Genomic DNA, 14585 nt, shown 5'->3' with positions numbered 1-14585 from the left:
CTCAATTCAAGTTTTTATATTTTCAATGCGACTTTGCAAACTTGGTGATGGGTAATTTACAATTCAACTTCTCTCGACTTGTTTTTAGGTGCAGCAGTGACAGTTTGCCGTTGAGGGGAGGCTATGTGTTCAGTTGGGGTATATTGCTGCCGAATTTCTTCCCCTCGCCATTGTTGTAAGTCGCTCATAATGTCTTTGAGGGGAACAAAATCGACGACTGTTTCTCCTTTCTTTTCAGCTTCATTTGTCTTATGGTTTAAAATCTTGAAGTACATTTCCCTCTGGTCGGCAATTGGTAACTTGCCGTCATTCTCATTTATCCGTTGAAGAATCTCTTCATTACCCTGGTTCATTGCCTTTCCCCAGTCAGGGCTACCATACTTGACCATGTTCGCCCATTCCTCAGCGATATATGGGTGAACTTTCACAGGCATATCACCAGCTGCTTGTATGACTCGTTCTTTGGGTGCGGCTGCGGGGGTAGATTGTTCGTTACCAAAGATTTGTTCCAAGTTGAGTTTGCTGGCGTTCTGGGCAATAAACTTGACTTGGTTGATGTCGTAGTCAGAGATGTTCATCTTGCTGACCTCTTTAGTAATCCCAGCTTCGGTTTTAGTTAGGTCAAACCGGACAAGTTCCTGAGTACCTTTCTCTTGAGTAGTTTTAAATAATTGCAGGCTGGCTCGATTATTTTCGGGTTCACGAGTACGCTTGATGGTAAATTCACCTACTGTAAGTTCTTCCTTATCAGCCTGGATGAGGACATTATTGAGAGTGTGCAACATCTCGTTTTGTTTAAATACTTCCAGGGTTTTAATCGTGCCAGCGGGTGCAAGACTTCCCAAGCTATTTGCTACATCACGGATATCGTCATTGTTGAGGTCAGGGAGCTTGCCATTGTCGCCCAAGTACTCTGCCACTATCAGAAACTCCTGACGTTCAACAGGTAACATCTCTGTAGGTTTTTTCGTGATTTTGGGTTCCTCTTTTTTGTTGAGTTTAAAATCTATTAAGGAGTTTTCCCACCCAAAGAGTTCATCACTGCGACGGTGAATGCTAACAGTGTCTCCCTCTTGGCGAATCACAAATGTATCGCTACGGTAAATACGTGACCCATCTTGTTCAAGAGTGCCGTATTTTTTTAACATTGCGATCGCGGTTTCAGCAATGTCTTTATTTTCCCCGTTGTAGCGTTCCTCCCGCGCTTGTTTATTATTAATTTGATAGATAGGTACTTCAACTTGACGCGCCCACTGCTGCGCTGCTGACTCTACACCTTGGGAGTTAGCTACTTCTTGATAGATAAATTCAGGTGTATATTTGTTTCGATTATTAGTTTTTAGCTCCTCTGGCTCTTGTGCAAAAAACTGATTGCGAGTTGCATTTTCGTTTACCTCTCCTTCAGTTTTATCTTGAGGTTGGTAGTTACTAACAACTATCTCTCTGATTTGAAGAGTTTCTTTGGACTGTGCTATTTCTTCTTGAAGATTATTGACCACATCATCTCCAAAACTTTCATCTGCTTCTATTTCAACAGATGAGTTTATTTCTTGAGTTATAAGCGAACTATTTTCGCTGTTTTCATCTTGTAGTAACTTATTTATAGTCAGCTGACTCTCATCTAACAGTGGATTTACTTCTATAGCAGTGAAATTTTCATTATCAGATAATAACTCTTTTGTATCTTCAGAATTTTCAATAATTTCAGCAGATGGAGGTAGTAGCTTAATCAGTGGTTCACTTGCTACATTTATTATTTCATCTGGGGTAAGTATTTCAGTGACGAGATTAGTTGTACATTTACCTTCGCTATCTTGTTCATAGATAACGATTTGTTTTTCTGAACCCTCTGACTCCAGATAAGCTGTAATTTTCAGAGCGATCTCACCTGTTTGCTGATAATCACTATTTAAATTGGGTACATCTTCTACTAATCTGGCAGCAATTCTTTGTGCTTGATAGTCTGTAAAAGGTTCAGTTTCTATTGTGTATTGACCTTCTATTAATACATCTGGCATGAACCCAATATTAGTTTCTTGATTGCTTTTTATACTTTGGCTGGTTAAATCTACCTTTTCCCATTTATATGCACCAGGGGTAGATTCATCAGATACAAGATTGTAAATGTCTTTGCCAACTTCAACTGCAATTTTACTTGCTTCTTGAGCTTCTTTGAGTTTTTCGAGAATTACTTTAGTTATCTTAGTAAGTGCATTGATGAGCGTTTTACTTAATTCCCGACTTGTTTTAATTGCAGTATCAGCTGTATTTAAATATGATTCATTAATTTGAGTTTGTCTAGGGTCAAACATATCTTACTTTGAAATGGGTAATTTTCTATGAAATCAGACTGAAGCTGAGGTAGTTTTATTAAATAAAAAATTTAACCTCTTCAAGTGATAGAGAGGTTGAATTTCCATTTTGATGTTTGTTTTGACTTAGTTCTATTTGGCAATTTTTGAAATTTTGATTTATTTCGCTTAGTTGTTCGCTTTGGTTAGCAATAATTTTTAACATTGCTTCTAGCTTGTCATCTAGTCTGGATATTTTAACTTCCATTGATGTTAGTTTTTCTTTTGCTATAAATATTTCTTGATTGATTTGTTGGTGCTGTACATTAATATCCTCACAAGTTTTATGCCATTTTTCTAAGAATTTGGTTAATTCTATTAATAGCGTTGTCGAGTTGTAGGTCGTAGTTTGTGACTTTTTCAGAATATTCAATAAGTCGTCTAACTTTCCGTTCAATATCTCTTCTATACTCAAGTTGTTGTTTTTCTGCTCTGTAATATTCATTGATAATTGCCTCGTAAGAGAGTTTAACTTTATATTCTGAATTCCACATACTATATTGAGGGAAACTAATGTCAATTAAGTTTCCTTGGCTTCCTGTGGCACGGTTGAAAATAATATGTATGTTTACTCTTGGATAAGGAAGTAGATATGCAACATATTGTTGTTGTTCAAAACCAATTAAATTTACATGATGTTTGATTAATTCACCATAGTTGTTAGCATTTATTTCAATTTCAATTTTATCGATTACAATCTGTCTATGTAGCCCATGAAGTTTCACTCTTGGTCGGAGGATAAACTGTTCCTCAAAAGAGCTAATAATTGAATGTGCATTCTTGCTATTTACTTGATGTGAACTAATTAATTGACCTTTTTGGTGATAATTATTTATTAGCTTAATTATTTTTGTCTGAGTGATATTTTCGTCTTTGACGCTACATTGTATCATTTTTAGAAAAAGCTCTTGTATGCATCAACAGGCAACGGTGCATTGCCTGCTTGTACGGGTGCTTGTGGGATAGGAAACTTCCGAGCTACTTCCTTGACTCGCAAATCTAAATCTTCCTGTGTGGGCTTTTTCTGGGTACTTTTCCTAGCAAGCTCCTTAATGACTTTATCCCACTTAGTATCGTTTTCTTGTTCGAGTCCGATAATATATTTCGGGATTTTGATATTTTTTAATATTGGTACTGAACCCTCATTTTTATTACTATAAGCTGGGTTAATAAATAGACATTTCCCCGGTGGTAATTTGAGGAATTGGGCAGGCTCGAACAGCTTCCGAGTCCGTTCTTGTTCGCTGATAGATGTGCTAGCCCTACCCCCTCCAGTTGAGCGAGATTTTTGTTTATATTTAATTTCCTCTTCACCTAAATATGCAGAAAATAATCTAGCAGATTCTTCTTCACCAGGATTAAAAACAAATTTTGTGCCGCACGCACCGAGGATGGCTTTAGAGATTTGCCTACCATAAATCTTTTCAAGCTGACCCATATTTTGCCAACCCAGGATACCGCAGAATCCTTCGGAACGAGATTCGTTAAGCCATTTAAATAAATCTGGAAGGAAGATACTTGGCAACTCGTCAAGACACACTACTAATGGGCCATCTTCCTTGCGTTTTTTGGCGATACTGCGGGAAACTACCATGTGGAGAATGCTGGTCATCAGGGGGCTGACAGCATCGCGGCGCTCGCGGTCTAACCCGAAGATAATTATCTGTTTGCGTTTTACCTCCAGGGGGAGGGTTGTTTTACCGACAAAGCATCCCAATGTACCCCTTGCCATGAACCGGGTGAACATCAATGAAGCACTACCAGCGATACCCGCTATGGTTTTTTCGGAGCCAGCCGAACTAAATAATTGACCAAAAGCTATCTTAATCCAGGGGTTTAGTGCTGCTGCCATCAAGCGTTCGACCATCTTCTCGCTGGAAAGTATTGCCGCAGCCGTCATAATATCAGCGCGATCGCCAAACTCTTTGGTTAACATTAAGATAGCCTGCGTCAACTGATCGCCCGCAGGGCCGAAGAATGCATCCTCAGACGCATTACCCAACAAGCGGAAGTTCTTGTTAATTACTGTAGCTAACTGCCTTGCGGTTTCAGCATCGCTACTGTCGCGTAAAAAATCGATTGGGTTACATACCTCCGATTCGGGGAATCCCGGTGCAAAGACGTGTACATCATACCCCTTTGATTTGGCATAACTGGCGATTTTGGCAAGACTTGCATACTTGAAGTCGTATAGTACTATACCAAAGCCTTGGTCAATTGCTGAATAAATCATCGGGTTGATAGCCGAGAATGATTTACCGCTACCAGGTGCGCCAATTACAGCAGTTCCGCGTTGGACATCGGGTACATAAACTGGTACTCCCCCACTCTTCTTGGGTGATTTTTGACCCTTGTATTTGTGTACTCCAATATATAAACTGGCACTATCACATTTAGGAGCGACGATTTGCTTCAAGGCTTTTTTCTTAGCTTGGGCGGTTTCCTTTGCTCCACCCCAATAGCTAGTAGCAAGCTTGCCTTTTTTACCATTACTAAAAAGCTGTAAAAGCAACATTAAGCCAATTCCACCCGCAAGTGCCAAACCTTGAGGTGACATGAGCTTATCTGTATATTTACTAAAGTCAGGATTGCTATTTTTATGAGTAGTTTTTACTTCTTTAACTGTCTTAGTTTTAGTAGTTACAAACAGATAATTATTCATATTAATCTGTGCTGATTTTGCATGAGGAAATCGAAGAAATATGCGATGAAGTGAAGTTGCATATTTCTTCATTAGTTATCTGGTATGTCCTCTCCAAGTCAAAAATTTAAGAGGATAAATTCTTCTATGATTGCCTTTTTACTTTTTAGGGACTGTGAGGGGTGTACCAAGGATAATTGGGTCTATCTCGCGGTAGGTGAAGAAAGGAACTGGGCCAATGAAGTAGGGCGAGCAGCCCAAGTCAACCCATCCCCGCTTGCAAATACGGAAGAACATCGCGGTGGTGATAGTGCCGTCAGCTTCGTTAATATCCCAGATGACTTGTTTAAATGATTTTCCAAAGGGATGACGACCTGTGGGTTCTTTCCCACCGTTGAGGCTGCCCAAGATGCCGAATCCGCCTTTAACGTTTTGGTCTTTGCCGGACATCCACTGTGCGCCAGTCACAATATCGCTACCCGAAACTTCGATATGACCACACTTTTTCTCGCACGGGACATTAAACCCAGCTTGATAGCTACCGCTTATTGACTTCCAGCGTCCGCTTTCAAGCGAACCGAGGGGTAAGTCTACTTTGCCGATAAAGCTAACATCGGGGATGGGAACACTGGGGAACTGATCAAACGGTACATCTGCTAATCCCGGAACCTTACTAATTGTTGTGTTTTGCCAGTTAGTAAAGTTCTTTAGCTGTGCATCCTGAATGTCGGGGATGCTGGTTAGTTTATACTTATCAAGTTTGACATACTTACCAAGTTCCACTTCTCGCAGTTCGGGATAATTGTCCAGCACTTCACCAACAGTTTGGTAGCTTGCGGTGCTGCCTGTAACTTTGGTCACTAGTTCTTGAATTGGTGGGATGGCTCCGACTTCTGAATCTTCAAGCTTGGGAATTGCTTCGGCGAGGTCTTCGAGTGTTTGCCAATTGAGTGTCTCAAAATCTGACAGTTTGAGATTTTTGAGGTTAATTCCTGTGATGCTGGCGATATCTTCAAGCGTGAAATCTTCAATATTGAACTCAGTTGCTTCAAAATCACCTAATTCCATGACTTCGGCAAGGCTTTGTCCGGTACTCCAGGTGCGCGTCTCCTTCATACCAGGGTTTTTGATATTAGGAAATTCGACGCTGCCAGCACCGCCAAATTTCATATTTTTGAACGTGATACTGCTCCAGTCAGGAGTAGGTGCGCCGTTGACGTATTTAGTTGCAACGGGCTGTGGCTGTTTGGTTTGTTTTGTTTTATCTATCGAAGTGTTCAAATTTGAATACTTCGATGGAACTGTTTGAGCTACTGCTTTCTCACCGAATAGGAGACTGCCGATATTGTAGCTACCTCCAAACCGGATTAACCCGTGTAGGGCAAGTCCTGCAATAAGTCCTGCTACCATCAGGTAGCGTAAATTATTAAACTTTTCCATCCGATACTCAAGCGCTCGGTTGGTTTTGTTGTGAGTAGTTTCCTGACTTGCAGCTCTCACTGGTACGATGGGCGAAGCCCCGCCGTAGGCGATCGCAGTTACCTCTGCTGTGATATCTAAAATTTGGTTGTTGGAGGTCAGATTTTCGTTATACATCACTGGTTCTTTAAAAATTAATGATTTAAGAGAAAGTTTGTTTTACCTGTATTTGGTGTTATGGGAGGGTTATTGCGCTGTGGCGGTATTTCTAAGAAGCGCTTTCCGCCTAGCAGCATGAGTTTTTCAACCAACTGCATTGATACTCCGGTGGTGCTGGCGGCGACAACAAGTTCCTCTCCTTGCGATCGCAACTCCACAAGTTGGTTCAGACGCTTCCAAAGCTTGCTATCTGTAGTAACCCACTGGTTTTTTAGGGCAACTTGCATTCCTTTAGCGATATGTCTGCTATCAGATAATGCGGTGTAACTGACTTTTGGTTTTACTTCTTCAGGTTTGCTGGGAGTATCGCCAATAATTTCAATTTGGCTGTACTCTGGTGTGCCACTGCCCGTTACAATCCGAAAGTGATAGCTTTTCCTTGTTGACCCAGATTCGGTAATCACCGTCATGTGCGCCCCGTAAGAAGCTTGTGGTAAACCGGGGATTTTTACTGTCTCGATGCGGCGAATATGAATTAGTCCAGCGCCCGTACTGTTACTAGAACACTTACCCAAGCCTTCAAGACATCCGTCTACATCAAAAACAAACCTAGATGGGTCATCCAGCCAGATTTTCTTGATGACTTCTCGGGTGTTGTAGAACGATATTGATACCCCATGTCCAGGCCAGACCTTAACTGTCTGCAATTGGGCATTTTCCCCTGACACCTGGGACGCTGCAACTTGACGGATAGTATTTGCCAGTACAAGTTGGTTTGGTGCAAGCACAGAGGCGATGGTAAGGCACCCGCCAAAGGCGATCGCGCAAGGGATAATTAAACTAAAGTCGGCTAGATATCTAAATTTCACAGTTTGATTGACCTATCGACTTTGATTGTAATTTTGGTGTCTTTAGGCACATACCAGACATTGGGACGGCGGTTGATTTCGTCAGTAGCACGTTCTGTCCGCTTGCTGACTGTTTCGCCAAGTTTGCCAAAGGCACCTTCAAGGAAAGCAGCTCCCAGGTTGCGGTTGTTATTGCGGCTGCGGGTTCTTGTCCCACCTAAAGGCAAATCTTCTGTGACTTCTTCATCTGGCTGGTTGATAATTTCCCCTACTTTGGCAAGACCAGCTATTGTTCCTAAAGTGGTATCGTATTTGGCTATTTCAGATCCCTTGTCGTCGTAGGGTCTGGCGGCTAGGGGGGAACCTGCTTCTCCCAGGACTGATATCGTTCCGGGTGATAGGGGGTATTCGGTTCCGTCTTTGAGGATGGCCGTGACTTCGGCACGCACGCCTGATGTGCTATCAACCGAAATCATGGCGATAGTTACCTGTGTTCCTGCTGGAATGGCTATTTCGCCAGTATTGCTATAAAGCGGCTCGTTCAACCGGGCGACAAACCGTAACGTATTTGTCTGCTCCTGGGAACGACGGTTATTGCTGATTTGGGGCATAACGAGCGGAGTTACGAGGGTTGCACTTGCAAACGAACCGACAACTAGATACTGTGGTTGTGTTTCTTGAAGTATCTGTGCTTCTTCTGGCAGGTAGTTATTTGCAACCCGTTCGACTTGCCGAGGGAGATTGTTTTCTTTATTACCAGCAAAACTGGATTCTACGGTTTTTTCTTTGCCAAGTTCTGAGCTAGTTTGTGGTTTTTCTACCAAGAAGCTATAAATAACTGGTACGGCTTGATTGTTCTCTTCGTCACCAGTATTGCTATACTCTGGAGTACTGTCGTTTGTGGTCACAGGTTCCCAGCGCGGGCGCAGTTCTTCAATTTGGTTAGGAGTGTTGGCAACTGTTTCGGTATTCTCGCTGCGGCGGTTACGGCGACGACGGGAGCGACTGGTATTTTGTTCTGCTGGGCGTAATGTTTCTTCAGTTTTAGCTGTAACTTCTTGTACTGTTGTGTTTGTAGGTTCACTTACAGTGGTACTGGCTAACATATAATCAACCCGACCAACCGAACCCAGGCTACGTAGGCGTTCGAGTTCGGCTATTGGGTCTTTGGCGACACTCTGGTTGCTGGCAACTATTTGTTTGGCAAATTTTGGCAGAGGAGCGCTAGGACGCAGGGGTGCTATTGGCTGTGAGGCGACTTCTCTACGTCTTGGTCTAACAGTTTCGGGTGCTTCTTCTCGGTATACACGTCTTCTGGAAGTAGGGGGAGTTTGTTGAGCGACTACCCTTCGTTGTCGAGTAGAACGTGTTTTCTCTTTGTTTTTAGATTGTTCTTCTTCAGTAGCTTCCTTTTTCTCTTCTTTGTCTTCCGTCTTGCCTTTACCATTTAGTGCATCAAGTTCTTCCTGTTGCTTGGCAAGGGCAAGCTTGGCATAAACATCCCCATCTTTTTTCTCAGATGCCGCAACTGTGGGAGTGGGGGTAGGGGTTACTTCTGGTTTTTTTGCATTTTTACCACCCCCATTCATCATGCCGTTGAGGACAACAAATATAACTAGGAACCCAGCACCGAATGCACCACCAATAATTCCTAATCTTGACCAGGGGGATGTGACAAAATCGTGTTTAGTTTGTATTAATGCGGGGTCTTCTACTTCCAGTTCATATTCTTCAGCTACCTCATATTGTGAACCCTCCAGTTCATCTTCTACAGGTTTTATATCTTTACTCTCAATTGGTAAAAGACTATCTACGGAAGATAATTCATGCTTATTTGAAGCCTCATCTTGTAGCTGTAACATATTTTGGTATCTAATTACTAATTATTTTCTTTTTTGCCGAGATTATAATCAACAATTTGAGTAATTTCTAAACCTGGCTCTCGTACTAAATAAATTTTTTTATCAAGTTCAGTTGGCTTGGCTGGTAACTTGGGAGTATTGATAGCTTCGACAGTAATTGTTTTGTTAAAGGCGATTCCTTTGCCTTGGTTTTCATTTCTATCAAAGCTTACGAGCGTACCGATATAATCAACCTCCCACTTTCCATCATTGATTTTTCTGGGTTCAGAGATATGGCGGGTGACGAGTGAGACTTGAACTTCACCATTAAATACGCCATTTGGAACTATCTCTGCTAATTTTTTGAGGAAGTTTGCCCGAAAATCTTGATTTTCAGATAGTGCAAATGCAGCTTCCCAAGCTCTAGTCGGAATTCTTTTTCTACTATTTTTTGTTGTTTGGACATCTATTCCTTTATCAGGTTTGGTAACGTTTTCGCCATTCTCTGTTGCTTCGATTATTCCGTTCCAACCGAACATTTTAATCATGCTATCTGAGATAAAGCGTTTGATAGTTTCGTCTTCACGTTCGTTGGGGGCAGCAAATTTACCAGGTGAAATAGAGCCATCTTGGAGTTGAACAACCGTCATGCCTTTGACATGACGATTTGTACTAGAACTCATACCAATATTTACAATTTGCAATAGGATAGATAAGATAGTTCCTCCTGCTGTTATGGTGATTGCCATTGCAATAGGTGTAGAGGTAGATTGACCATAACTGAGAAGGCGGGCTGGTTGAGATTTAGACTTAGCTTTAAGCATATATTTCCGATTTAGGGAACTTACTAGTAAATTGATATACTAATAAAACAAAATGATGTGTTTTTTGCCAAAATATCAAATATTGAAATGTCTTGGCTGACTCCTGAATTCTGACTCCTGAATTCTGAGTAATTACTTTTTAACTTTAATTTTGGAACTAACAAATTTGGTGGCATTGACAGCAACCGTTGCAGTTGTACTTGCTCCACCAGTAGCGATTCCTGCTGCAATTTCAGAGCCAAATGCTACTGTTTTACCTAATCCTGTCCAAACGGCTATTCCACCACCTGCGGCTAATGCAGATGAAAGGATAGGAGAAACCAATCCGACAAAAAGGAGAAATATCATCGGTTGATTTTGTTCGGAATTAGCAATAAGTTGTCCGCACAAACCAATAATCATGTTGAAGCAAAGTTTTGCCATTCCAACGGTGAAATAACCCGTTAGCCAAGCGAAAATAGGTTTCGCGCCAAAGGGGAGTAGTGAACCGCCTATTGCCAACGGGCCAAGTAAGGCAGTTAAAAGCATCGTGAATTCGATACCCCACTGGTAAGCGTTATTTAGGGCGAGGAGGATGACTGCGACAAATCCGGTAATCATCGAGCCGATTGTACTGGTGATAGAATTACCAATCTTTTCGGCAATTTGACCGGGGGAGAGGTCGTCAAGCGCATCTTTGGCATCAGATAAAGCCTGAAGTGGGTTAAACTCCCAACTCCCGCTATCGGGGGCTTCTCCTTTGAATAGATCGGGCGCAGAGGTTTTGAGTTCTGCTTCTGCTTGTTGCAAGCAGGTGATTGAATCTTGCGTGTTACCAGGGATTGAGCGGCATCTTTCCATTGCCGCCCCTACTTGCTGCTGGAGGGCAATATTGCCGACTGCTCGGTTGAATGCTACTTCTAGGTTGGCTCCGGCAGCAGTAAACTCAAGAATGTCATTATTGACAGTATTAATGTATCCTCGTATGGCGAGTGTTCCACTTCTGAGTAAAGTGCCATTGTTAGCTAGTAGCCCGATAACCAGGATGGGCCATATCCAACTGGAGAGAGCTTTCATATCCTCTTGATTTATCCAGTTTTTGCCTAACTCAACCATAAAAAGGGTGAGCGTGGCGATCGCAAAAAACTGACCAACTTTGCACATCGAGCCATACAAGCTACCGTTGAGGGTTTCTTGCCAAAGTTCATTGAAACCTTCAGCTACTAATTGCGCTCCAGCGGCGGCATTTTCTAAAATGTCTTGTCCAAAAAATGGGTCGGTTGCAATTATGAGGTGTTCTAACATAGCACTTGGTTAACAGGCGTGAAGGTGTGGTCATCTCTGCAATTGAGATGACCAATTGATTAGGGTGAATTATTCACCTGCTGTAGTTTTGAGACTACTAAACCCGCTGATTTCGATGTACTGGGCGCTAATACCGTCCATCATCAGGTTTTGACGACGGCGATCGCTTGCCCCCTGTTCGGCAAGTTGAGATAGCATCAGGTTAGTTTGCTGGACATCGTGCCGCGCTTGCAGTCCGTCGGTGCGGGATTGCCCCAACATTGAGACAATTTGCGAGTTTTGGGCAGCAATTACCTTAAGAATGTTTTGTGAAGCATCCATTGATTGTGCAGATTCCGCAAGTTCTTTGGCCTCAGCTACAGTTTGTTCAGTTGCTTCTATTTCATTTTTGGTACGTTCCTGACCGACTTCCCCTAAGACGCTTGCGATCGTGGCGCGGGTGGTTTCTCTCTCCAGCTCGTTAGCTGCACCTACAGCACCTTCAACTGTGTTACTTTCATTCCAGTTACCCTTTCCCTTGAGTTGCTCTTTGAGCTTTTCGGCTGAATTTACTGGGTCTGGCATATCCATACTGCCAGTCTTAATAGCTGTTTTAGCTTCGCCTTTCATCCCACCCCATTCATTAGCTGCTGCGGTGAGTTCGTTTTTAGTTTCCTCAAAATAGTTATTGAATTTGCCTAAAACCTTGAAGAAATCCTCAATTGAAAAGGCATAACTGGGTGCTGTACTGAGTAAAGTAACCAGACCAATGATTGACCCGATTATTGCCCCTTTCTTACTAAACTTGAACTTTGGTTTCATACTTTTGGTGGATAAAATAACTAATGTGGCAATTAAATAAAGTTAAGCCACTTTTTTATGATTTATTGATTCTTCTTGTTATAAATCCAGATTATTCTTAGCTTTTCTTATATAATTTATGTCGGCTTTAATTGCTTATTGTTATTGTTATCCAGTAATTGTTGTGCTTCTTGGCTTAACTCATCTCCGCGAAGTGTCTGTATGTAGCTTTCTGAAAATCTCACCATACCCAGCATTGGATTATCGACATATTTATTGAGAAATAGAGTGCGTAATTCTTGCTCGTTCGGGTTATTTGCTACTGCTGCAAGTAAACAATAAGCAGGGTAATATCTACAGAAGGTAAGCTTGCCATTATCGTCAAGTAACCACTGTGAGTAGATACTTTCGCGTTTTGGGAAGAATGCTTCGGTACTATTGCGTGAGATGATTTCATAAGGATATTTAAACCTGTTAACAAATGGGTCAACGGCTGATGTTTGAATCCGACCGATAAGGCGGGTTGTGATGTTAGCAAATATCTTGGAAGCAGACTTACTTTGGAAAATACTTTCTGGTTCTTGAGCAGATAAAATTACACGTATACCTGCTTTTGCACCGTTGGCGCAGAGTCTACCAATTAGCTCGGCTATGCTGTCAAAACTAAATAAAATCGGCGCTTCATCTAAGAAAAATATTGATACTTTGGATGATAAAGCTCTACGTAATGCTGCGGAATAGGCGCTAAGGGCAAGGACTGCTGCATCAGCTTCACTCCCAAGCGATCGCAGTGCGAATACCAGTAGTCGGGCATCAGTTTTAAAGCTAGATGGATTGGCGATTGATTGTCCAACTCGTGAGTTCAGCCAAAACTTTAATCGCAATCTGATTTGGTCAAGAGCATCAAGAATTTCTTTACTATTATTGGTGATTGAATCAAGTTTGATAAACCCAGGCGAACAATAACTATAGAAATCTTTAAGTGTGGGAATATCTGCCCATTCACTTGTTCCTACTCCATTTTCTAGTGCTAGCTTGTACCGCAGTTTTATATCCTCATCGTTGTAAAAAGTTTCAATTGTGATTGTAATGATGCTCTCGATATTTGATATCATTGTCGGACTTACCCCGACAGGATTTGTCCCAAGTACCATTATCATTAATGTGGATTTCAAGAATTCCTTGAAATCGGTCATCCTCTCCTTAATAAGTTCAGGTTCATACCCCCTTAAATCAGGTAATTCAAATAGATTGTTCGATTCTTTACTAATATCGAAATATGCCCCTTCTTCTCCCATAAATTTGGTATAGTCGGTAAATGTGCTAGTACCATCGGGTTTGGGATAATCAAGTGCAATTACGGGAATGTCTTGAGCCAAGGCAGGTGTTAATAGACCTGCTACTAAGACAGATTTACCAGCACGGGTAGTACCGAAAATGGCGAGATTTTTGTGCTGCTTGTACAAGTCGAGATGTACTGGAGTTCCTCCCTCTTCAGCTATTAGCTCAAATCCAGATTTATCTCCGGTAGCCGTTCTAACTATCGGCATGAGTCCGGGAACTTCTGATGAGAAATAGGGGAGGCGACGGTTAAAGGGTCTTGTAAGTAGATTTTCCCAAACAACAGGTACACATTGTAACCATGTTTTCCAGGCATACTCGATTTCTCTATCAACTACGGCAGGTCGTAAGAAACAGCTAGAAAGGTATTGGCAAGCCTCATCAAGTTTTTGACGACTGTGACGATGAACACAAAAAACAACAGCAGTATGGATCGGGAGACTGCCTCTGAGGATAGTTTCTTGTGCCTTAACTGCCTCCTCGATGTTCATATTGGCTTTTACGTCAATTGATCCCTTCTCAGAAGACATGGCGCTGGAAGTAATTGACTGTTTGGTAATCCGTTGAAGGGCAGTTTTGGCGAGTCCCTGGTTAGCTTTAGATAGCTGGCAGATAATCTCAGTGTCGGAGATTTTTTCTTTGGATATTACCTCCCAGAGGTATCGAAGCTGGGCGTATTCGTCTACCCACCCTTGGGGCTTTTCGCTAAACTGAAGAACGCCGATATACTTGTCTTGCAGTCTTACCCAGCTGCGATCGAGAAACGGGACAGATTTCTCATTCTCCAGCATCAGGTGGCGAATATGGAAATCGCTGGTTTGAACTTCTCGAAGCCCTTCTTCATCTAATATGAGGGGATTGGGAACTTTGGGTGCATCGCTACGGTTAAATTGACTCCAAAGAATTGACCATACTTCCTCACTTGTGACTGCTCGCACTGAAAGCCCCATCGAGTTTGTAAAAAGTTGTTCCCACCGTTGAAACCCAGAGGTAAAACTATCCCGTAAAATTGTTTCGATTCGTTCTTGCCGAACACCGTGAATTTGTAAGGATTCAGGTCTAATATTTAAGAAGCAGTGATGGGCGAGACAGATAGC

The 14585-nt window shown here is 42.1% G+C and carries 10 protein-coding genes; all 10 read right to left on the bottom strand.

The window, feature by feature from the left end:
• Positions 1-56: 56 nt before the first annotated feature.
• Positions 57-2312: a hypothetical protein gene (locus RMY16_RS01005; RefSeq protein ID WP_322734786.1), complete on the bottom strand. Its 2256-nt coding sequence runs from the start codon at positions 2310-2312 to the stop codon at positions 57-59.
• 58 nt (positions 2313-2370) lie between these two features.
• Positions 2371-2796 (bottom strand): hypothetical protein, encoded by a 426-nt coding sequence (locus RMY16_RS01000; protein WP_322734785.1) that lies wholly within the window; start codon positions 2794-2796, stop codon positions 2371-2373.
• A 450-nt stretch (positions 2797-3246) separates the two neighbouring features.
• A complete protein-coding gene (locus tag RMY16_RS00995; RefSeq protein ID WP_322734784.1) occupies positions 3247-5013 on the bottom strand; it encodes a type IV secretory system conjugative DNA transfer family protein in 1767 nt (588 codons plus the stop codon).
• Between the two features lie 138 nt (positions 5014-5151).
• Positions 5152-6588: a hypothetical protein gene (locus RMY16_RS00990; protein WP_322734783.1), complete on the bottom strand. Its 1437-nt coding sequence runs from the start codon at positions 6586-6588 to the stop codon at positions 5152-5154.
• Between the two features lie 17 nt (positions 6589-6605).
• Positions 6606-7439: a hypothetical protein gene (locus tag RMY16_RS00985; RefSeq protein ID WP_322734782.1), complete on the bottom strand. Its 834-nt coding sequence runs from the start codon at positions 7437-7439 to the stop codon at positions 6606-6608.
• Positions 7436-9280: a TrbI/VirB10 family protein gene (locus RMY16_RS00980; protein ID WP_322734781.1), complete on the bottom strand. Its 1845-nt coding sequence runs from the start codon at positions 9278-9280 to the stop codon at positions 7436-7438. The genes RMY16_RS00985 and RMY16_RS00980 overlap by 4 nt, the downstream gene beginning before the upstream one ends.
• A 17-nt stretch (positions 9281-9297) precedes the next feature.
• Positions 9298-10083, bottom strand: a complete 786-nt coding sequence (locus RMY16_RS00975; RefSeq protein ID WP_322734780.1) for a hypothetical protein — start codon at positions 10081-10083, stop codon at positions 9298-9300.
• 132 nt (positions 10084-10215) lie between these two features.
• Entirely contained in the window at positions 10216-11367 is a 1152-nt protein-coding gene (locus tag RMY16_RS00970) for a hypothetical protein (RefSeq protein ID WP_322641955.1), read from the bottom strand.
• Positions 11368-11436: 69 nt separating this feature from the next.
• Positions 11437-12168: a hypothetical protein gene (locus tag RMY16_RS00965; protein WP_322734779.1), complete on the bottom strand. Its 732-nt coding sequence runs from the start codon at positions 12166-12168 to the stop codon at positions 11437-11439.
• 116 nt (positions 12169-12284) lie between these two features.
• A partial coding sequence (locus RMY16_RS00960; RefSeq protein ID WP_322734778.1) for a hypothetical protein occupies positions 12285-14585 on the bottom strand: 2301 nt, incomplete at its 5' end.

It is taken from the genome of Nostoc sp. DedQUE12b, assembly GCF_034530835.1.
GTDB lineage: Bacteria > Cyanobacteriota > Cyanobacteriia > Cyanobacteriales > Nostocaceae > Nostoc.
Note: the sequence above shows the minus strand (reverse complement) of the source record. Positions and strands in the feature narration are given on the sequence as shown.